Raw genomic sequence first — 21,275 nt, 5'->3', positions numbered from 1 at the left:
GAATCTTTATATGAAACACACTACTCACGTTGTTCGTAGGTGTAACTTCGATTAACTAAATCAAAGATTTAGAATCTTTATATGAAACACACTACTCACGTTGTTCGTAGGTGTAACTTCGATTAACTAAATCAAAGATTTAGAATCTTAGTTATATGATTTAACAAATTCTGTGGCTTGTTTTTGACATTCTTCTAATATCTTATCAAATCCAGCTTGTGTTAATTTTTCTCTAAACTCTTTAACACCAGCTTCTACATCATCAACCATTCCTAAATCTAGAGGTACTCCATATTGAGTAATAACATTACCTACTGCTGCCATTTCATTTTTAACATTAGAATCATCAAATGAAAATGCAGCTAAAGGATTAGAAACTGTATAATTGTCACTCCACTTAGTGATAGTTTCTTGAACTATTTCTGGTTCAGTAGATGAAGTACGAGCAAATTTAGTAGTATACCATCCCCACGGACAAACTTCACCTGCTGGGAATGCATCACTTCCTTCTAAAGAAGTATATTCACCTTCAGCTGAATTTTCCCAATGCTCACCTTCAATACCATACCAAGTTAGGTTATTAATTTCTTCGTCATATCTTAATAATTCAATTGCCATTAAAGCTCTTTCAGGATTTTTTGAATTAGCATTTATTGCAATACCATTGTTTGTATAAGGTTGAACAACTCTGTTAACTCCTTCACTTAAATCAAGTAATGTTGCATTCCAATCTGGATTAGCTGCATTCATTTCAACAGTTCTATTTGCTACAGTACTAAGATTCCAAGTCATTATTGCAGTTTTTCCTGCTACGAAATCTTCATCTCTAGTAGCTTGGCTTGAAATTGAATCTGCTGCCCAATAACCCTTATCAGCAAATTCCTTCATTTTCGTTACATATTCCATATATTCTGGAGTATCAACAAAGGCAAATACTTCTCCTGATGTATCATTAACATCATATCCAATCGATGGTGTTGGAGCTCCACTAACAGTTGAGAATCCATATCTTTCAATCATATATGGCCATTGTAAATTTTGTCCCCCACCATTAGCCATAACCTTAATTCCATTTCCTGATTCACCTTGTGCTACAGCATCCATAAATGCTTCAAGTTCATCATAACTTGTAATTGATTCAAATCCATATTTGCTTGCTAAATCTCCTCTATAAGCAAATACGTTTGTACCATATTCATTTCTATCATTTGGAACCATATATACTTTCCCATCAATTTTTGCTTGATTCCATGCATCTGCTGGTTCATTAGCATAAATTTGTGGAGCATATTCCTTTAATAAGTCATCTGTTAACTCTAAGAATCCATTTTTAGTTGCAACTTGGCTATAATATCCCCACCCTGCAGCTGTGAATATTAAATCAAAATCTTCACCTGATTGGAATAATAGTTGATACTTAGTTGTCATATCTGACCAAGGAATAAAATTCACTTCTAAAGTTGCATTTATTTCTTCCTTCATCTTTTCGTTAACCTTTGCATAAACCTCATCAAAATCTGCTGGTTTATCTCCTATTAAGTACATTTTCAATTTAACTTCTTTTAATTCTGAAGAATTTGATGCTACACTTTTATCATCGGATCCTTTTGACCCACATCCTACCATAAATGAACTTAACATAAGCACGCTTAAACCTATAGCTGCTAATTTTTTTATTGACCTTCTTATCATTTTAAAATCCCCCTCATAACTCATTTATAAATAAACCCTTTTGGTATTTATCCTTTTTGTATTTTTTATTAATCTTTATCCTTTAACCGCTCCTATAGTTACACCACTAACAAAGTATTTTTGAATAAATGGATAAACTAATATAATTGGTCCAGTTACTATAATTGTTAATGCCATCTTTAAAGACTCACTTGGCATATTTATTGTAGAACCTAATGAAGTTCCACCACCAGCTTGTGCTAGTATTGTTTTATATGCTTCGATATTGTTTACAATCTTATATAAATAATATTGTAATGAATATAAATTTTCATTATTTATAAATAACATTGAATTATACCAGTCATTCCAATATCCTAATGCAATAAACATTCCTATAGTTGCAAGTGCTGGTTTGACTAATGGTAATATTACCTTCATAAATATAGTAAAGTCTCCTGCCCCATCTATTTTAGCTGATTCTGTTAATGCTTGTGGAATTCCACTCATATAGCTTTTCATAATAATTATATTGAAAACACTTAACAATGGTGGTAACAATAAAGATAAATAGCTATCCTTTAAACCTAAATATTTTACCATTAAAATATACCATGGAACTAATCCACCACTAAATAATGTTGTAAAGTAGAAGAAAAATGATACTTTATTTCTCCACTTAAAGTCCTTTCTTTGTAATACATATGCTGTCATCGCTACTATAAATAATCCAATTGCTGTACCAATTACAGTTAAACTTGCTGTTACTCCATATGCCCTAAGTATTGCCATTGGTTCCTTTAATGCAGTTTTATATGCTTCTAATGACAATTCCTTTGGGAAGAAAGAGAAACCATTTGCAATGATTTCTTTTTCTGCAGTGAAAGATCCAACTACAACCATTAAAAATGGTATTAAACATATTATTGCTACTAGTGCAATTAGTGTATAACTTAAAATATTAAATACTTTTATATCTTTTGACTTCTTCATATTTTACCTCCTAGAATAATGAGTAATCTGGATCATATTTCTTAACTAAGAAATTAGTAAATACTATTGTTATAAAGCAAAATACTGATTGATATAATCCAGCAGCTGCTGACATTCCAACTTCTCCTGATTGAATAAGAGACCTAAATGTGAATGTATCTATAACATCTGTTGCATTAAATAATGGTCCATTATTACCTACAAGTTGATAAAACATTTGGAAATCTCCTCTAAAGATATTTCCCACTGCTAATAATGTTAATATTATTAAAGTCGGTACCAAACAAGGAATTGTTACTTTGAAAATTCTTTGGAATATATTTGCTCCATCAATTTGAGCTGCTTCATATATTTCTGTATCAATTCCCATTATTGCTGCTAGATATAGCACTGTTCCATATCCAACATTTTTCCATGCTGAGAAAAATACTAATATAAATGGCCAAACCCATGTTGTTCCATAGAAATTAATTTTCTCTCCTCCAAGCTTTGCAATTAATGTATTAATTGTTCCATGCTCAACATTTAAAAAATTGTAAGCAATCATTCCAACAACAACCCATGAAATAAAATATGGTAAAAACATTGCTGTTTGTGTAATCTTTTTAAAGAACTTTCCACCAATTTCTGAAATTAATATCGCAAGCCCCATTTGAAGAACTGTATTAATAACAATAAACAATACATTATAAAATATAGTATTTCTGGTTACAGTCCAAGCTTGTCCTGAAATAAAGAAATATTTAAAATTGTCAAATCCAACCCATGGACTTCCAAAAATACCATCTCTAAAATTATAATTCTTAAATGCAACAATTGAACCTGTCATAGGCAAATAACTAAATAGTAAGAAATAAGTAACTGCTGGTACAAGCATCAGTAATAATATCCTATTTCTTTTAAATTGCCTTACAAAAGAAGATTCCTCATACAAAGTATTTTCCTTATTTTTGTTTTTCGAAAAAAATCCATTTTTAATTTTTTTGCTATCTAACCCTTTCTCCATATATATCCCCCTTATAAGTTATCGTTTTCACCAACTGATATAATGATAACATCTACATAAGTAATATTTATTGGTAAAATAATTAGATACTAGTAAAATATTATTATCTTTTTTATTTTGACTTACCATTTATTATAATCTTAAATAAAACCAAATTGAATAATTTTTGTATTTTATGTTTATTGTTGAATAAATTCTAACAATAATGGTATAATTTTAACATATTTGATATAGGGGGTATATATATGGTCAAACTTTTAATTGCAGATGATGAAAGTTTTACACGTCAGGGTATATTAGAAACAATTCCATGGAAGGCTTTAAATATCAGTGAAGTACGAGAAGCATATGATGGTCAAAATGCATTAGAAATTATAAAAGATTTTGAACCAGATATTTTATTAACCGATGTAAGAATGCCTCGTTTAAATGGTATAGAATTATCTTTTAAGGTTAGAGAATTATATCCTAATTGTTCTATTATATTTATGAGTGGTTTTTCAGATAAAGAATATTTAAAATCAGCTATTCACCTTAAAGCAATAAGCTATGTAGAAAAGCCTATTGATTTAGATGAATTAGAAATTTCAATTAGAAATGCTGTCACAGAAGCTCAAAAATCAAAAATAATATATAAAAACATTAAAGATAATATAGTGTTAGATTTAATTAATTCAATTACTAATGATGAAATAAATTTACTTTTATCTTCTCATTATAATTCTGACTACTACTTGTCATTATTGGACAAGCCTTCTGTAATCGTTTGTTTGAATTTAATTAATTGTATTAATATTGATCAAAACTTAATTATTTCTAATTTACAAAACTTAATTTCTATTTACAATATGGAATCTTTGATATCGTTTATTAATAAAAAACAAATTATTATTAATTTATTTCTTAAAAATACTATAAAATCATTAATATCTAATTCTGAATTTAATTCATTGCTATTTTCGGTTAGTGAATATATAAATAACTTTACACCTTTAAACTTCTGTATAGGAAATATTTTCAACAATATATATGATATTAAAAATGCTTATACTGATATTATTAAAATAGTTAACTCTGCATTCTTTTATAATCATAATTCCGTAATTTATTTAGAAAATTTTAATCCTAAAATTTATGTACTTAATAATGATATCTATGATGATTTTCAAAAATATTTAGTTAATGAAGATAAGTCTAGTTTACTTTTATTAACTAAAGAATTAACAAATGAAATTAAAAATTATCCAAGCACCTCTATAAGTTATGTAAAGGATATCTATTATAATTTACTGCTAAAACTTATTAACTTTTCAAATGATAGAAAAATTGATATCTCAACTCATATAGATAGTAACAGTCTATTTGAAGATATATTGCAACTGAATACTATCTTTGAAATTAATAGTTACCTTATAGATAAAATAAATAATTTCTTTAAATTATTAGAAGAAAAAAATAACAATAATAAACCTATATTAAACATTTTAAAATTTATCCATGAAAACTATGCTGATGTTAATCTTTCCCTAGAGGAAATAAGTAAAAATATATTTTTAACACCAGCACATATATGCGTAATTTTTAAAGATCATACTAATACTACTGTAAATAAATATATCACTGAATATAGATTAGACAAGGCAAAAACTTTATTACAAGACCCTTCAATAAAAATGAATGAAATTGCTTCAAGTGTTGGCTATAGAGATGGCAATTATTTTGCTAAGATCTTCAAAAAGGAAGTCGGCTATAGCCCCTCTGAATATAGGCGTAAATTCACATAATGAAAGATTATATTATAAATAAAATTACTTTTTTTAGGAAACTAAATTTAATACAAAAATTTCTATTAACTTATTGTATTTTAATATTAGTTCCTTTAACAGCTTTATTTGGATACTCTTATGCTAAAATGTCCAATATCATTGAAAGTAATTTATTAAATTCTACTGAAAAGGCCTTTGAACAATCTGTTGATTTTATAACTTATAAACTATATAGAATCTTTGATATTTCTAATACATTAGCTATTGATGAAAACATTGTAACAATACTTAGGAATGATCCTGATAATTATTTACTATCTGACCAAATAAGTCATTTATCATATTTAAGATTATTTCTTTCATCATACGAAGATGAATCTGAAGTTTCTAATGTAAGTTTATATGTTAATGATAATTTTATTTACAAGAATGATAATAAAAATATTTTTAGTATGAATATATTAGATGGTACTAAAGCTATAAATTCAATAAATAGTACTAATGCCCGATTTATTTGGGGACCTAGTTCTTATTTTACTACTTATAATCCACTACCATCTGATACACTCTCACTTTTTAAAACTATAAAAAGCCCTGATAATTTTGCTGAAAATATAGGTTATTTAAAGCTTACCTTTAAAAAATCTCTAATTAGCGATATTATCAATAAAATTAATTCTGTACCTAATACTGTTAGCTATATAATTAATTCTGAAGGAATCATAATTTGTTCATCCGAAGAAAAAAATCAAAATATTGAATATATAACTGATATAAATCAAATTCAAGATTTTGCAAATATAAATAATAAGTTTTCCACTACTAAAGTTAATAATTCAAAAATTTATGTTAAATCGTCTTTAATAGATAAAACAGATTGGTATTTGGTAACCTTATTACCAGAATCAAGTATTATTGCTGCTATAAATTCTCAAAGAATCTATCTTTTCATTATAGTAGTTATTTGTGGTGGAACTTCCATAGCTTTAGCTTTTTATTTCATAAAATATATAAATAAAAGATTAAATAAAGTAGTTAAAGGGATGCGTTGTGTTCAATCCGGTGACTTTAGTCATTATATTGATCATAATGATAATGATGAATTAGGAGAATTAATTGATAGTTACAATTATATGATTGGTAAAATGTCTATATTAATTGATGAACAATACAAACTTGGTAAGAGTGTAAAAAATGCTGAATTAAAGGCTTTACAATCTCAGATTAATCCTCATTTTTTATATAACACCCTAGATATGATTAATTGGATGTCATATAAAAAAATGAACTCTGAAATTAGCCATGCAGTTAAAAATTTAGCTAAATTTTATAAGCTTTCTTTAAACAAGGGTAAGGACTTAGTTCCTATAAAAGATGAGCTACAGCATGCAACATTATTTGTAAACATTCAAAATATGAGATATAACAATAGAATTTCATTAAAATTTAATGTTGATGAAGCTATTAATGATTATTTAATTCCAAAGATTACTTTACAACCTATTATTGAAAATTCTATTAATTATGGAATTCTGGGTAAAGGTGAGGGAACTGGTACTATTTCTATACTAGGATATTCTATTAACTCAGATGTGATTCTAACAATTTCTGATGATGGTATAGGAATGACTGAAGATAAACTTAAAGAACTAATCGATAATAAGCTTACCTCTTCAAAAGGTAGTGGTTATGGCTTAAAAAATATCAACAAAAGAATTAAACTGTTATATGGTGATAATTATGGCCTTTCATTTAAAAGTGTTTATAATTATGGTACTACAGTCATTATTAAAATTCCACCAATTAAAGAAATAGAAAAAAATGATTAAAATATGAGGTATTAAACTATGGGTAAACAAAAAGAATTTTATGACAAACCACTTTTTTCAATTATTAATTATATAACTTGGCTTTTATTAGGAGGACTTTATTTTATTCTCCTTAATATACCACTTATATTTTTTTATACACTAACATCATATAATGCTAGTCTATTTAGTATAGCTTTATTATTTATTTGCTTAATTCCATTTGGACCAGCTTTAGGCGCTTTATACTCTACAATGGCTGAAATAGTTAGAGAAAAAGATATTTCATTCACCTCTTACTTTTTTAACTCTTATAAAACTCAATTTAAGTCTAACTTTAAATTATGGTTTGTAGAATTATTATTATTAACTATCTTCTTTGTAGATTTTCAGTATTTTTATTTAAATATGTCTTCAAGTGGACTTCATATAATATTTTTAATATTAGGAATTTTTGTATTAATATTAGGTCTTTATGCATTTCCTATTAATTGTAGATTTCATATGAAATTAAGAGATATTGTTGCATTATCTTTTTACTATTCAATAAAGAAATTCTATATAACTTTATTAAAAATAATTGTTACATTAATAGTACTTTTCCTTGTTGCTAAAATACATGCTCTGTTAGTACTATTTATACCAAGTATACTTTGTTTTATATTAACAATTTATGATAAACCTATATTATTAGAGCTTGAAAAGAAATCATCAGTTGGAACTTTATCAGCTTCTAATTAAATGTAATATCTTCAACAAACTTTATATTGAATAAATAAAAAGTAATAACTCTGATAGAAAACTTTTAGTTTTCTATCAGAGTTATTACTTTTATCTTTTATTTATCCATTATTTATTATTTCCTGTAACAAGTCTGGATAATCGGTAAATACTCCACTTACTCCTGCTGAAATTAATTTTCTCATTAAGATTGGACTATTCACAGTATAAATATTTACATCTATATTATTTTCTTTAGCTTCTTTAATAAGCTCTTCTGATACTAATCTAATATCTGGGTGAATTGCATTTGCACCAAAATCCTTAGCATAATTAACTACATCTTTTATAGGCTGATAATATAATAATCCTGTTTTAAACTCACTATCAATTTCTCTAGAAATTTTTATAGACTCATGATTAAAGCTAGATAATATTACTCTATTCTTTAACTCATACTTGTTAACTAAATCTATTACATCTTTTTCAATTCCCTCATAATGTATTTCATCAGTTTTAAGTTCTATATTTAATATTACCCTAGAAGCTTTAACTAACTCTAAAACCTCTTCTAAAGTAGGAATTCTACACTCTAAGTTATCTTCAAAATTCTTATTTCTACACTTAAAACCCTTAAGTTCTTTAAGGGTATAATCCTTTACTAACCCTTTTCCTATAAATGTTCTTTCAATATCTTCATCATGTATTACAACAAGTTTATTGTCTTTACTCTTATGAACATCAATTTCTAAACCAGTTGCTCCTGTTTTTATGCCTTCTTTTATTGATAATATAGTGTTTTCAGGATAATACTTACTTGCCCCTCTATGTGCAAAATTTATCATACAAATTCACCTCGTATAAGATATTTAATGTACTTACTTGTACACCTTATTTATTTTATCATTTTCTTTGAGCCATTATAAGTTGCAATAAAATATCCACCATAAATAATTATAAGTACAACTAAAGTAATTAATATATATTTCATCATACTTCCATCACCAACTATAGAAACTATTCCTTGTGCAAATTTTAATCCTGCTATAGAATGAACTAATGCAAGTGCTAAAGGAATTATGAAATATATTCCTATTTGTGTAAATAAAGATTTATTAATTATTTTTTCATCAACTCCAACTTTTTTAAGTAATTCATATCTATAGATATTATCTGCTGATTCACATAATTGTTGAAGTGCTAAAACTGCTGCACTTGTTATTAGGAATATAACCCCCATATAAATTGCTAGATAGGAAACCACTGCTCCAAGTCCAGCTGTAGTTGCTTCTACATTTTCTTTACTAATATAATATATTTGAGTTCCATCCTTAGCATTATTATCTTTTATTAACTTGTTTATAGCTTCTTCTGACTTTAATTTATCATCTTTATAATTTACATTTAAATAAGTATTAATAGCTGTTAATCCATTAACTACATCATCATTTACTACAAATGTACAAATATTATTTTTAAGAGTTGAATCATAAGCTACAATATTGAAAACTTTATTACTTGAAGGACTTAATTCCTTTCCATTAATATTTATTTTAGTATTATTATCTATAGCTTCCTGTATCACAGCTTGCATATCATCTATGTCACCAAAAGCTAAATACTCATTTTGCCCTAACTCTACAGTGTCTTTTCCTAACAATATTAATAACCCATTAAAGTCTGATAATGTAATTGTATTAATATTACTATCTGCAAATACAGGATAATAACTACTTCCTTTTTCAATACCATTCTTACTTAAAAATTTGCTATAAGGTACTTCACTATTATAATTTGTGTATTCTGCATAATTAGAAATGTCATCTAAATTATTTTTTCCTAATAAGTCTTCAATATTATCACCATTTAAGTTCCATATACTACTATCAAATTGCGTTAAATCTTGAACATCTTTATTGAGACCTCTGCTAATTCCAAATCCACTTGAAAATGTACATATTGCAATAAATAACATTAAGCAAATAAATGTCATTGATATAAAAGTAGTGTTTATTTTACTGTTAATTTGTCTTAATACAAACATATTTAAATCTTTCAAGTAGAATTTTTTATTGTTTTGCATAATCTTCAATAAAAACCCTGATAGTGAGAAGAAAAATAAAAGTGTTCCTATAGATCCTAATAATACTGGAATTCCTATAGCTGTTGGACTTGCTATTGCAACTCCATTTTTTAATACTATAAAATATGCCGAACCTATCATTACTATACTAATTACAAATGTTATTACAGATATCCAAATGTTTTTTACTTTTAAGCTTTCATTTTTCTTTGCAGAAGTTAATAAATCTATTAATTTTACTTTTCTTATAGTAAATGAATTAAAAATTAAAACAACTAAATAAATTAATCCAAAACAAACTAATGTCTTAATAAATGCTATTTTAGAAAATACAAAAGTAAAATTAACTAAATTAACTTTAAATAATTTAGCAGTAAATATTGATAATCCTTGTGAAAGTAAAACTCCTAAAGCTACCCCTACTACTAGCGAAACAACTCCAATTAACATTGTCTCTATAAATATCAATCTAGAAAGTTGTTTATTTTCCATACCCAATGTCATATAAATTCCAAATTCTTTTTTTCTTCTTCTTATTAAAAAGTTATTAGCATATACTATTAAAAATCCTAAAACAAAAGAAATAAATACTGAAGCAACTCCCATAACTACATCTATTAGTTGAAATGCTGCTGCCTGCATATCAGTTAAATCCATCATTACTTTTTGTGATTCAATAGAATTAAAAGTATAAAATATACAAACTCCAAATACTAATGTTAAAAAATATATAGTATAATCTTTTAAACTCTTTTTTAAATTTCTTGTAGCTAGCTTAAAATACATCTCTTTGGTCACCTCCAAGTAAGGTAACAACTTCAATTATCTTATTAAAGAAATCTTTTCTACTATCATTTCCTCTAACTAACTCATTAAAAATCTTTCCATCTTTAATAAATAAAATTCTACTTGCATAGCTTGCTGTAAAAGCATCATGAGTTACCATCATAATAGTTGCATTTAACTCTGTATTTAAATGCTCTAAACTTTCAAGAAGCATTTTTGCTGATTTTGAATCTAAAGCTCCTGTTGGTTCATCTGCTAAAACTAATGATGGATTAGTTATTATTGCTCTTGCACATGCAACTCTTTGTTTTTGTCCACCTGATACCTCATAAGGATATTTATTTAATATTTCTATAATCCCAAGCTTACTTGCTACTTCTTTAACTCTACTATCAATTTCTTTATGATTGACTCTTGAAATAGTTAGTGCTAATGCTATATTTTCATAACAAGTTAATGTATCTAATAAGTTAAAATCTTGAAATATAAATCCAAGTTCTTCTCTTCTGAATTTTGCTATTTTTTTAGTGTTTAACTTTGTAATATCATTATTATTTATAAAAATGTGTCCACTGCTTACTTTATCTATTGTTGAGATACAATTTAATAATGTAGTTTTACCACTTCCTGAAGCACCCATTACCCCAATAAATTCTCCTTCTTCTACTGTAAAACTAATATTATTAATTGCTTTAGTTATATTACTCTTATTTCCATAATATTTTTCTATATTACTTACCTTTAAAACTTCCCTTTTCATACTTTCCTCCACTGAGTTCATATTTTCAAGACTTTCCCTTGACTATGATTAAATTTTACAATTAATATGATACTCTATCCATAGAACTATATAACAGAAACCTTACATTTTTGTTATATAACAAAAATCGCACACCAAAGTGGTGTGCGTATTTTATAATTATCGCAGATGAAAATATACATATTTTCTCCTGATACAATTTATTATTAATCAACTTATACAATATAAGATAATTATTTTTATTAAATTAAAATATCTTTTCTTTTAAAGTTAATATGCGCAATTGTATATGAAATTACAATAGTTGCAATCATAACTATTATTCCATTTTGAACTGTCATATTAGGATTATTAAACGCTAATGCACTACTTCCAGTTAATACACTAATTCCATCACCATAGTTTACAAATATTAAATGTGCAACATCTTTAAGTGAATCTATTCCTTGACTTCCTATACTTAAAAATACCGTAACAACTACTGATAATGCCATAGTTATCATACTACTTTTTATTAAAGTTGAAATTAAAAATACTACTGAACAAGCTGCTATAATAAATAATCCTTGGAATAACATAGCTTTAACAAACAATTCTCCATTAGTTCCCATGTGCCCTGATCCTACAACTTTAACTAATTCAGCTACACCTTCAGAATTTATAACCTTATTATATTGAGCTCCTAAATTAACTGGATAGCTAGCTCCACCTAGTTTACTAGTTAAATTTACAAAAGCAAATCCTATAAGTTCTCCCCCTAAAATCATAGCAACAACTGTTATTGTTACTGATATAAACTTAGATAAAAGCACCTTTCCTCTTGTTACTGGTTGTACAAGTAGGAATTTTAATGTAGCTGGCGTACATTCTCCAGAAACTATATCACTCATAAATACAGCTATCCCACAAAGTAAAAGTGCCATTCCTAAAAATTGCATAAGTGAAGTCATATAGTTATAAGCTTCATATTCCCATCCATAAAGTGGCTCAATATTATTATCCTTAAGATAATTATACATTTCTAAATTATCTTGCTCTTCCATTAAATATCTTTTTGACCACTCATCATCGTACTTTTTATAACTTTCTATAATTTGCTTACTATCCTCAATCATTTGATCTAATTGAAGCTTCCATGCCTTTTCATCTAATCCATTTTTTATTATATCTTCATAGTTTTCTATTTGAGCCTTTGAATTTTCTATAGCCTCTTGTAAATATGTTATATATTCTGGATTAACATCAGTGTCTTTATTCAGCTCAAGTTCTTCATTATAATAGTTTAAATTATCTTGAGCCATTTCTAGTTGTTTCTCTGGTGAACTCCATACTCTCATATTTTTATCGCTTCTATATTGAGCAAATATAGTTACTGCTATGAAAGCTGCAAAAAGTGCAAATACTATCCATGTCTTGGACTTTTTCATAAGTTTTATTAATTCATTTTTTATTAAAGTAAATAACATTATCTTATTCCTCCCTCAACTAATTCCATATATCTTTGCTCTAAGCCTTTTCTTTCCTTATAGATTTCTTCAATATTAAAATTATTACATGCTAAATGCTTAACCAGCTTAGACGTTGAGTTAGATTCTAATATTATTTGTAATCCCTTATCATTAATTTTACATGATGAAACATAAGTTAATTTTTTAACTTCATTTTCAATTATTTTCTTATCATCATTAGAAACGAGACAAATTATATCTTTCTCAGTATCCATAGAATTTGTATCTGAATTTATTTCTTCAACAGCCTTAATTACTCCATCATTAATAAATGCAACTTTATCACAAAGATTTTGAACTTCTGATAATATGTGAGATGATACAAATACAGCCATTCCCCTTTCCTTAGCTGCCTTTTGTACAACTTCTCTAAAATCTAATATTCCAGATGGATCTAATCCATTCGTTGGCTCATCTAAAATTAGTAGCTTTGGTTTTGATAAAAGGGACGCTGCTAGTCCTAATCTTTGCTTCATTCCTAAAGAATATTTTCTTACTTTATCATCAATCCTTCCCTCAAGACCAACAAGTTTTATAGTTTCTTCTACATCTTCTTTAGATACCTTTCTTATTCTTGCAATTTGCATAAGATTTTCTCTACCTGATAAATACTTGTATAACTCTGGATTTTCAACTACTGCTCCAACTTCACTTAAAGCATTGGTTGTATCCTTACTTAAATCATGCCCACAAATTTTTATTTCTCCTGATGTTGGTTTAATTAATCCAACTAACATTCTTATTGTAGTAGTTTTCCCAGCACCATTAGGTCCTAAAAATCCAAATATTTCTCCAGACTTTATATTAAAACTTACACCTTTTATAATTTCTCTTTTTCCTAATGACTTTCTTAAATCATTTACCTCTAAAACATTCATGTATCTTCCTCCTACACTTTTTCCATCACTCCTTGTATTATATCTATAAAATCTTACTATATATTTTAAATTTTCTTAATAATTCCTTAATAAAATATGCCTCAGGTAAAATATACATATTTTACCTGAGGCATAGATATAAAAACATTTTTTCTACATTAATTTTATTTTATCAAAATACTCTTCTTTTAAAATATTATAATATAATTCATTAACTTCTTTATTATCTAATAACGGTAGTTCCCTTATCTTTTCAAACTTAAAATTAAATCCACATTTTTCAATTACTCTTTTAGATTTAAAATTATAATCAAAATGACCACACCAAATTAAATCTAAATTTAATTCTTCAAATCCATATTTTATTAATGCTTTAACAGCTTCAGGAATATATTCATTTCCCCAATATTTAGGATTTAAAACATATCCTATTTCACGTACATTTCCACCTTGCATATTTTTATCAATCTTTTTATAATGTAACCCTACTCCACCGATAACTTTACTTTCACTTTTTAAAACTACTGCGTATTCTTCATCACCATCTATAAACATATCAACTATTTCTTTACTATCTTCTATAGTTTTATGTACAGGCCACCCTGCATTAGGTCCTACTCTATCATCACTACCATAGTCATACATATCTAAATAATCATCTTTACACCATTTTCTTAATATTAATCTTTCTGTTTCAATACTCTTCATAAACTTACTCTCCCTTTTAGCACTAAAATTTCATCATATCATTTATAGGAAATAATATAGTTACCTCTGTTCCTTCATTTTCCTTTGATTTAATATTTATACCTAATCCTAACTTTTCACAAAGCTTTTTACACAAATATAATCCCATGCCAGTAGATTTTCCAAATCTTCTACCATTTTCACCTGTATACCCTTTTTCAAAAGCTTTAATTACAGACCTTTCATCCATTCCAATTCCATTATCACATATTTTTAAAATAACGTCATTTCCTATATTCTCACTATATATTTTTAAAACACTTTCTTTCTTATCCATATATTTAATACTATTACTTACTATTTGACCTAAAATAAATTCTATCCATTTACTATCACAGGATACTATTTTATCAACATTCCTAATATCAACTTTAACCCGTTTTTCAATTAAAGTATTAGCATTTTTTCTAATTACAGCATTAATAGATTTCTTTAAATTAATTTCTTTAATCAAATAATCTTTTTCTACTGCATTGCTTCTTGCATAAAATAAAACCTGTTCTATATAATCCTCAACCTTTGTTACCTCTTCTCCTATACTTTCAGTAACTTCATTATCATTATTTTCAATAAGTAATTTACAAGTTGCTATAGGAGTTTTTATTTCATGTACCCAAAGCTCTATATATTCTTTATAATCATTGCTATTTCTAATAGATTCACTTATATCATCCTTCATTGATTTTGTTGCTTGACTTATAATTTCAAATAAAATTTTACCCTCTAAAAAATCTTCTTCAGTAGCAACATCACCAATAAAATACTTTTTATCCAATTCATCTAATCTCTTTAATAAACTACTATAATACTTACTTTTTCTTAAACAATCATAAATAAAAAAAGATATACTGGCTAAAAAATTCAAAATACATATTATAAAAATTGCATAGGAAGATACATTTAATCCAAACAATAAATAAGATGTAATAACTAAAACAATTATATTAATTATTATAAATATAACTTTATCTTTAAAATATTCTATAAAGCTCATATTAAAATATACCCCTGTCCCCTCTTTGTTTGAATATAATCAACAGCACCTATTTCTTCTAATTTTTTTCTTAACCTATTAATATTAACAGTCAAAGTATTATCATCTACAAATTCATCATCCTGCCACAAAGCTTTCATTAAATCATTTCTCGAAACAATCCTCTCTTTATTTTTCATTAATGTAAAAAGAATTTTACTTTCATTTTTTGTTAACTCACACTTTTTATTATCAAATGTCATTTCACTAGTAGACATGTTATATTTTAAACCCTTAAATTCGAAAACTTCACTATCTAAATTTTGATATGTTCTTCGAATAATTGATGCAATCCTAGCAAGTAAAATTTGAGTATTATAAGGCTTAGTTATAAAATCATCTGCACCTAAATTCATACTCATAAGCTCATCTACTTCACTATTTCTACTTGTAACTACTATTATTGGAACATTAGATTTCCTTCTTATTTCTCTGCATATATAATAACCATCATAATACGGTAAATTAATATCTAACAATATTATATCTGGCTCCTCCTTCAGGGAAATATCAACTATATTTTCAAAATCTGTGGAATAACTTGTTTCATAACCATATCTATTTAAAAATGTACTTAACTCTAACCTTATTTTCTCTTCATCTTCTATAATAAAAATTTTATTATTCATTTATAAAACCACCTCTTTTTCATAATTATATCCATAATTTCTAGCAAAGCACAATTATTATATTTATAAATTAATTTCTATGTTAAAATATTTATTATACTTTTTCTTTTATATTAATTTAAAGATGGGGTGAAACTATTATGAAAGCACTTATTTTGTATACAAACACAGGTGCCGGACATGCTTCTGCTGGAAAAGCAATTTGTAATGCACTTGATAACTTAAATATTAAGACTGTAGAAATAGATACCTTAAGCTTTGCAGGAAAAAACACATCTAAAAAAGTAGAAAATTCTTATGTTAGCATAGTAAAACATAGTCCTAGATTTTTTGGATCACTTTATAAAGCTGGCGTAAAAATTAGTAACCCTAAGATAAAATCTATAATTTACATTTTAAATTCTCTTTATGCAAATAAAATATATAATGTTATTACTTCTGAAAATCCAGATATAATTATTTGCACTCATATATTTTGTGCCCAAACAATTTCTTATTTAAAAAATAAATATCCATTTAACTCCATTACTGCTGCTATTATAACTGATTATACCTGTGCACCTTTTTGGGAAGAAACAAATTTAGATTATTTTCTTATTCCTCACAAAGATTTAATTAATGAATTTATTAGTAAGGGAATAGATAAAAATAAACTTCTGAGCTTTGGATTACCAGTACATTCCAAATTTAAACAACACAAATCTAAAGTTGCTACAAAAAAAGAACTAAACCTTGATCCTAATATGAAACATATATTATTAATGGGTGGCAGTATGGGTGCAGGCAATATACTTGAAAGTACCAGAATCTTATCTGATAAACTACCTAACATTCAGGTTACGGTTATTTGTGGACATAATGAAGAATTATTTAAAGAATTTAATAAAGTAAAACTAAATAAAAATATTAATATATTATCTTTTACAGATTCTATTGATTTATTAATGGATGCAAGTGATATTTTAATTACTAAACCTGGTGGATTGACCACAACAGAAGCAATGACCAAAAATTTGCCTATTATAATGATAAACCCAATTCCTGGCGTAGAATCTGCTAATTGTAATTTTTTTAAAAGTCATGGGATGGCACTAGCTTCTAATTCAGTAAATGAAACTTTATCTCTGTGTAAATCTTTATTAACTGACGATTCATTATGCAATTCTATTATTCAAGCACAAAAGAAAAATATTAACTTAAATACGGCTGATGATATTGCTAACTTTCTAATAAAACAAGCAAATCATAGGAGGGAATAACCTTGTTTTTTAGAGATATTTTATTAATTATTTTATCTTTTTTATCAGGATCTATTATGTATTCTTATTTAATTCCTAAATTAGTTAAAGGCATTGATATAAGAAAAATATCAGATGATATGAATCCTGGTTCAGGAAATGTTATTAAATATTGTGGAATACCTTTAGGAATACTATGTATAATTTTAGATTTATTTAAAGCTTTTATTCCTGTTTTTATTTCTATTAATTATTTTTATACAAGTAACATAGCAATTATTTTTATTGCAATTTCGCCAATTTTAGGGCATGCTTATTCACCATTTTTAAAATTTCAAGGTGGAAAGGCTATTGCATCTACATTTGGTTCATTTTTAGCATTATATCCTATAAGTTATGTTGCATTAATATTTGCACTCATATTAATATTTTTTAAATTTATTTTAACTATTAAACCAAACTCTAGTGTTATTTTAGTTAGTATTTTATTTTTAGATATACTAGTATTTGCTTCTAATTCCAGTATTTATATTAAGTTAATAGTATTTTTATCATCAATAATTCTCGGGCATAAGCATAGGGTAAATAGAAATGACGGTGATATAACAATCTCATTATTTAATAAATACTGTAAAAAAATTCTTTATCATAATCAAATTACTTAGTAATAACTATATAATTTTTCTATAAAATAATGAGTAGCAGATTTAGATATTTTGATTACTAAATTTGCTACTCATTCTTTCATTACATTAACTTAAGATAATTAATTTATAACTCTATACTATTCACTTTTTTCTAATTTAGAAATCTGCTTTTCTCCTAAATCAGCTAACTCCTTAAATTGACTTATAGTTTCTTTAAGCCTTGGTAATGCTTCTTGTTTATATGAACTAATTGCATTTAATGCCTCTAAAGTATCAGAAAAGGCAGATTTTAAAGTATCTACAGAAATATTAGATTCAATTGATTGCCTTTGAATTTCTGCTCCTTGCTCCTTAAGCATTTTTGATGTTCCGCTAATTAAATCATTTGTAGTTTTATTTAATAAATCTATCTTTTTCAAAACTATTTTTTGATTATATAGTGCACTAGCAACTATTGTTGCAGTTCTCAAAGCAGATATAGTTACATTTTTAGCTCTATCAACACCTCTTATAAGCTCTTTATTATTTCTTCTTATAACTTCAATTGCTATTATCCCTTGCTGATTAACAACTATCATTTGCTGCATATCCATAATTCTTTGCCTTAAAGGAAATAATATCTCCTCCGAAACAAAACTAATTCTATCCGGATCATCATTATTAACTTTTGCTTTATTTAAGGCATCTGAAATCTCCTCATCCATCATTATTCCCATTTCTATTTCTTTAGCTAACTTTTTTGTTAAATCCCTCATAGATAACTCTTCTATTTCCAAAGTAGTATTATCATTTTTTAAGGTTATCTTACCTTTTTCCAAAGATTCCATGATATCATTAATAACATTATCAGCTTTTTGATACTTATCAAAATAAGTACGTATTGGATTTGCAACCCTTCCGAAAAATCCTTTTTTTGTGAAGTCTATCATACTTGGATCAAGATCTTTCATTGCCCTTTGTAATTCTGTTAACCCAATAGCAACTTCTCCTCCTTCATCCCCCATTTTAGATAGATTTTTTATACTTACTTCTAATAAGGCGTTTTTTTGAGATGATTTTTGCATAGTATCTAACCCAAATTCATCAATTGATTTTAAAATCAACTTTCTATCCTCTAATGAATCCATATCTAAATTCATAACTGCTTCTACATTATTATCGCTTAATACTTTTAACTTTTTTACTTCTTCTTTTTCTGGCTTTACAGCTTCTATAACCTCATTTTTAATTTCTTCGGTATCACATACATTCATTGAAAATCCCATGTTCTCCCCCCTATTTCTCTACATCTCTGCATTAAATAAACTTCCTAACTTATAAATAACATCATCAGAATCTGCATTAATACTTGTTGCCTCATTAATTGCAGAAATATTTTCTAATGCCTTAATATTTGCATTATATCCAATAGTATGAACTGGTATTTCAACTGCTTCTAGGATTTCTTTTATATCTTCTAAAGAATGTCCAATATTAGTTTCACCATCACTTAATACAAAAAGCATTAACTTAGTATCTGGATTCTTTTCCTTTTCTTCTAAAAGCATTTTAACAGCTACAGCAATTCCATCAAATGTTGCTGTTCCTCCTCCAGCATCCATATCTTGTACAGCTCCAGTAAATAGTGATCTTTGATTTAAATCGAACTTTCCTATAGGAAGATTAATATTAACATCATTTGAATAAGTTACTAACCCTATAGAATTTTCTTCTCCTATATATTGTGATCCATTCAACAATGATTTTTTTAGCTCATTTAATGGTTCACCCTCCATGCTTCCAGACACATCTGCCACAAAAACTGCAGCTATAGGCTTATTACTATTTTTGTTTTCCTTCCATAGCTTTTGAGCCTGTATTATTACATCTCCTTCTAACTCTCCAATTTCACATTTATAATCTTCTAAGTTATTGAATCCATATTCTGTAGCTAAATCTTGATATTTTTCTCCTTTATAAAATTCAATGAATCTATTTAATATTTCTTTCTTTTCTTCAGATAAATTTCCAACTGCATATAATGGACTATCATGTCTATACCCAAATGGTGTAAATACATAATCTGCTTTTAATTCTGGTGAATTTATATATGTTTGATATTCCATAATAAATCCATCTAAAATACCTGATTCAGCAGAATTTCTTAATTGAAGTGTTGTATATGCTACTAATGGTATATTAGTTTGAAATTCATTAAAGCCCTCAATTGCTTTTTCACTTAATGGATCACTTGAATCAAATGTGCTTAATGTTGATACTAAAAAATTTAATCCTGTTGCACTTGCAAATGGATTTGTATATCCCATATTTATTTCTCCATTAGCAACAGCCTCTGTAACATTCTTCAAGTTAATTGAACCATACTTTTCTATTAAATCATCATACTTTTCCTTAGACATAATAATGCCAGCCACATTTCCAACCATTTTTTCATCATATAATTCAATTGTCTTGCCATTGGCTTTTATCATTTCTCCCCATAGCTCATTTGATGGATTATACGCATCTGGTAAATATTTCTCTGAAACTATATAATCCATTCCAAGCCCTGATGCTACTTGCCTTATCTTAACTGAAACAGTTTTCCCATTCACTTCTATTCCTGCCTCATTAAAATCATTAGCTACATCTATTAACCAACTATCCTTTCCAGTACCAGTTTTCTCACCTGTAGAAAATATTTCAATATAAGTGTCAGTAGTATTCTCAACTTGTGCTGGATACTTTTCAATATCCGGAATAGTATCTTTTACATCCTCAACGCCTAAATCTATGGCTGCTTTTCTAGGTTCTATTTCATTAATATCAATATCTTTACAAATCTTATTCAACTTATCAGTTGCATTTTCTTCAGATATAGCTTCTTTACTTTTTCCCCAATTTTTAGTTAAAGTTATTCCGCCATAAACTAATCCAAAAATTACAATAGCCATAACTATCAAAATACCTGCAAGTTTTCCACTTTTCTTACCACCCACTAATCCATACCCCCTACTTCTTTT

General features: G+C 26.8%; 18 protein-coding genes. 5 read left to right on the top strand and 13 right to left on the bottom strand.

What is annotated here, in order from left to right; genetic code table 11:
• Positions 1-147: 147 nt before the first annotated feature.
• The 3 genes from HCG70_RS05470 to HCG70_RS05460 all read right to left on the bottom strand — a co-directional run bounded on the left by HCG70_RS05470 (position 148) and on the right by HCG70_RS05460 (position 3,670).
• Positions 148-1,692, bottom strand: coding sequence for an ABC transporter substrate-binding protein (locus HCG70_RS05470; protein ID WP_042398050.1), 1,545 nt, complete (start codon positions 1,690-1,692; stop codon positions 148-150).
• Between the two features lie 75 nt (positions 1,693-1,767).
• Positions 1,768-2,664, bottom strand: a complete 897-nt coding sequence (locus HCG70_RS05465) for a carbohydrate ABC transporter permease (RefSeq protein WP_042398048.1) — start codon at positions 2,662-2,664, stop codon at positions 1,768-1,770.
• A gap of 10 nt (positions 2,665-2,674) precedes the next feature.
• Positions 2,675-3,670, bottom strand: coding sequence for a sugar ABC transporter permease (locus HCG70_RS05460; protein WP_082423903.1), 996 nt, complete (start codon positions 3,668-3,670; stop codon positions 2,675-2,677).
• 245 nt (positions 3,671-3,915) lie between these two features.
• Between HCG70_RS05460 and HCG70_RS05455 the strand changes: the two genes are divergently transcribed.
• The 3 genes from HCG70_RS05455 (at position 3,916) to HCG70_RS05445 (ending at position 7,985) form a co-directional block, all read left to right on the top strand.
• A complete protein-coding gene (locus tag HCG70_RS05455) occupies positions 3,916-5,454 on the top strand; it encodes a response regulator (RefSeq protein WP_042398046.1) in 1,539 nt (512 codons plus the stop codon).
• 128 nt (positions 5,455-5,582) lie between these two features.
• Positions 5,583-7,265 (top strand): sensor histidine kinase, encoded by a 1,683-nt coding sequence (locus HCG70_RS05450; RefSeq protein WP_196048658.1) that lies wholly within the window; start codon positions 5,583-5,585, stop codon positions 7,263-7,265.
• 18 nt (positions 7,266-7,283) lie between these two features.
• Complete coding sequence (locus HCG70_RS05445) at positions 7,284-7,985, top strand: YesL family protein (RefSeq protein ID WP_195953728.1); 702 nt, start codon at positions 7,284-7,286, stop codon at positions 7,983-7,985.
• A gap of 101 nt (positions 7,986-8,086) precedes the next feature.
• Here HCG70_RS05445 and HCG70_RS05440 read toward each other — a convergent pair whose 3' ends face one another.
• The 8 genes from HCG70_RS05440 to HCG70_RS05405 form a co-directional block, all read right to left on the bottom strand.
• A complete protein-coding gene (locus tag HCG70_RS05440; RefSeq protein ID WP_042398040.1) occupies positions 8,087-8,809 on the bottom strand; it encodes a glycerophosphodiester phosphodiesterase in 723 nt (240 codons plus the stop codon).
• Positions 8,810-8,859: 50 nt separating this feature from the next.
• Positions 8,860-10,833, bottom strand: coding sequence for an ABC transporter permease (locus HCG70_RS05435; protein WP_042398038.1), 1,974 nt, complete (start codon positions 10,831-10,833; stop codon positions 8,860-8,862).
• The gene (locus HCG70_RS05430) at positions 10,823-11,593 is read right to left on the bottom strand and encodes an ABC transporter ATP-binding protein (protein WP_195951158.1); all 771 of its coding nucleotides are present in this window, start codon (positions 11,591-11,593) and stop codon (positions 10,823-10,825) included. Before HCG70_RS05430 ends, HCG70_RS05435 begins: the two co-directional genes overlap by 11 nt.
• Positions 11,594-11,835: 242 nt before the next feature.
• Complete coding sequence (locus tag HCG70_RS05425) at positions 11,836-13,059, bottom strand: ABC transporter permease subunit (RefSeq protein WP_042398035.1); 1,224 nt, start codon at positions 13,057-13,059, stop codon at positions 11,836-11,838.
• Positions 13,059-13,979, bottom strand: a complete 921-nt coding sequence (locus HCG70_RS05420) for an ABC transporter ATP-binding protein (RefSeq protein WP_042398033.1) — start codon at positions 13,977-13,979, stop codon at positions 13,059-13,061. Before HCG70_RS05420 ends, HCG70_RS05425 begins: the two co-directional genes overlap by 1 nt.
• A gap of 153 nt (positions 13,980-14,132) precedes the next feature.
• Entirely contained in the window at positions 14,133-14,687 is a 555-nt protein-coding gene (locus HCG70_RS05415; protein ID WP_042398031.1) for a GNAT family N-acetyltransferase, read from the bottom strand.
• A gap of 22 nt (positions 14,688-14,709) precedes the next feature.
• Positions 14,710-15,720 (bottom strand): HAMP domain-containing sensor histidine kinase, encoded by a 1,011-nt coding sequence (locus tag HCG70_RS05410; RefSeq protein WP_221697543.1) that lies wholly within the window; start codon positions 15,718-15,720, stop codon positions 14,710-14,712.
• Entirely contained in the window at positions 15,717-16,388 is a 672-nt protein-coding gene (locus tag HCG70_RS05405) for a response regulator transcription factor (protein ID WP_055275514.1), read from the bottom strand. The genes HCG70_RS05410 and HCG70_RS05405 overlap by 4 nt, the downstream gene beginning before the upstream one ends.
• 140 nt (positions 16,389-16,528) lie before the next feature.
• Here HCG70_RS05405 and HCG70_RS05400 point away from each other — a divergent pair, with 140 nt between their 5' ends.
• Both HCG70_RS05400 and HCG70_RS05395 read left to right on the top strand, forming a co-directional pair.
• Positions 16,529-17,647: an MGDG synthase family glycosyltransferase gene (locus HCG70_RS05400; RefSeq protein WP_042398025.1), complete on the top strand. Its 1,119-nt coding sequence runs from the start codon at positions 16,529-16,531 to the stop codon at positions 17,645-17,647.
• Between the two features lie 2 nt (positions 17,648-17,649).
• Positions 17,650-18,291, top strand: coding sequence for a glycerol-3-phosphate acyltransferase (locus HCG70_RS05395; RefSeq protein WP_154820800.1), 642 nt, complete (start codon positions 17,650-17,652; stop codon positions 18,289-18,291).
• A 119-nt stretch (positions 18,292-18,410) separates the two neighbouring features.
• Here HCG70_RS05395 and HCG70_RS05390 read toward each other — a convergent pair whose 3' ends face one another.
• Positions 18,411-19,538: a toxic anion resistance protein gene (locus tag HCG70_RS05390; protein WP_042398022.1), complete on the bottom strand. Its 1,128-nt coding sequence runs from the start codon at positions 19,536-19,538 to the stop codon at positions 18,411-18,413.
• A gap of 18 nt (positions 19,539-19,556) precedes the next feature.
• Entirely contained in the window at positions 19,557-21,251 is a 1,695-nt protein-coding gene (locus HCG70_RS05385) for a VWA domain-containing protein (RefSeq protein ID WP_302538029.1), read from the bottom strand.
• Between the last annotated feature and the right edge of the window lie 24 nt (positions 21,252-21,275).

The organism is Clostridium sp. K04 (assembly GCF_019734375.1).
Taxonomy (GTDB): Bacteria; Bacillota; Clostridia; order Clostridiales; family Clostridiaceae; genus Clostridium; species Clostridium saudiense.
This window is presented reverse-complemented; position numbering and strand designations above follow the sequence as displayed.

What these genes read in the sequence shown, in the direction of transcription:
- HCG70_RS05470 (WP_042398050.1), bottom strand. Translation starts at nt 1,692, where the DNA reads ATGATAAGAAGGTCAATAAAAAAATTAGCAGCTATAGGTTTAAGCGTG.
- HCG70_RS05465 (WP_042398048.1), bottom strand. Translation starts at nt 2,664, where the DNA reads ATGAAGAAGTCAAAAGATATAAAAGTATTTAATATTTTAAGTTATACA.
- HCG70_RS05460 (WP_082423903.1), bottom strand. Translation starts at nt 3,670, where the DNA reads ATGGAGAAAGGGTTAGATAGCAAAAAAATTAAAAATGGATTTTTTTCG.
- HCG70_RS05455 (WP_042398046.1), top strand. Translation starts at nt 3,916, where the DNA reads ATGGTCAAACTTTTAATTGCAGATGATGAAAGTTTTACACGTCAGGGT.
- HCG70_RS05450 (WP_196048658.1), top strand. Translation starts at nt 5,583, where the DNA reads ATGTCCAATATCATTGAAAGTAATTTATTAAATTCTACTGAAAAGGCC.
- HCG70_RS05445 (WP_195953728.1), top strand. Translation starts at nt 7,284, where the DNA reads ATGGGTAAACAAAAAGAATTTTATGACAAACCACTTTTTTCAATTATT.
- HCG70_RS05440 (WP_042398040.1), bottom strand. Translation starts at nt 8,809, where the DNA reads ATGATAAATTTTGCACATAGAGGGGCAAGTAAGTATTATCCTGAAAAC.
- HCG70_RS05435 (WP_042398038.1), bottom strand. Translation starts at nt 10,833, where the DNA reads ATGTATTTTAAGCTAGCTACAAGAAATTTAAAAAAGAGTTTAAAAGAT.
- HCG70_RS05430 (WP_195951158.1), bottom strand. Translation starts at nt 11,593, where the DNA reads ATGAAAAGGGAAGTTTTAAAGGTAAGTAATATAGAAAAATATTATGGA.
- HCG70_RS05425 (WP_042398035.1), bottom strand. Translation starts at nt 13,059, where the DNA reads ATGTTATTTACTTTAATAAAAAATGAATTAATAAAACTTATGAAAAAG.
- HCG70_RS05420 (WP_042398033.1), bottom strand. Translation starts at nt 13,979, where the DNA reads ATGAATGTTTTAGAGGTAAATGATTTAAGAAAGTCATTAGGAAAAAGA.
- HCG70_RS05415 (WP_042398031.1), bottom strand. Translation starts at nt 14,687, where the DNA reads ATGAAGAGTATTGAAACAGAAAGATTAATATTAAGAAAATGGTGTAAA.
- HCG70_RS05410 (WP_221697543.1), bottom strand. Translation starts at nt 15,720, where the DNA reads ATGAGCTTTATAGAATATTTTAAAGATAAAGTTATATTTATAATAATT.
- HCG70_RS05405 (WP_055275514.1), bottom strand. Translation starts at nt 16,388, where the DNA reads ATGAATAATAAAATTTTTATTATAGAAGATGAAGAGAAAATAAGGTTA.
- HCG70_RS05400 (WP_042398025.1), top strand. Translation starts at nt 16,529, where the DNA reads ATGAAAGCACTTATTTTGTATACAAACACAGGTGCCGGACATGCTTCT.
- HCG70_RS05390 (WP_042398022.1), bottom strand. Translation starts at nt 19,538, where the DNA reads ATGGGATTTTCAATGAATGTATGTGATACCGAAGAAATTAAAAATGAG.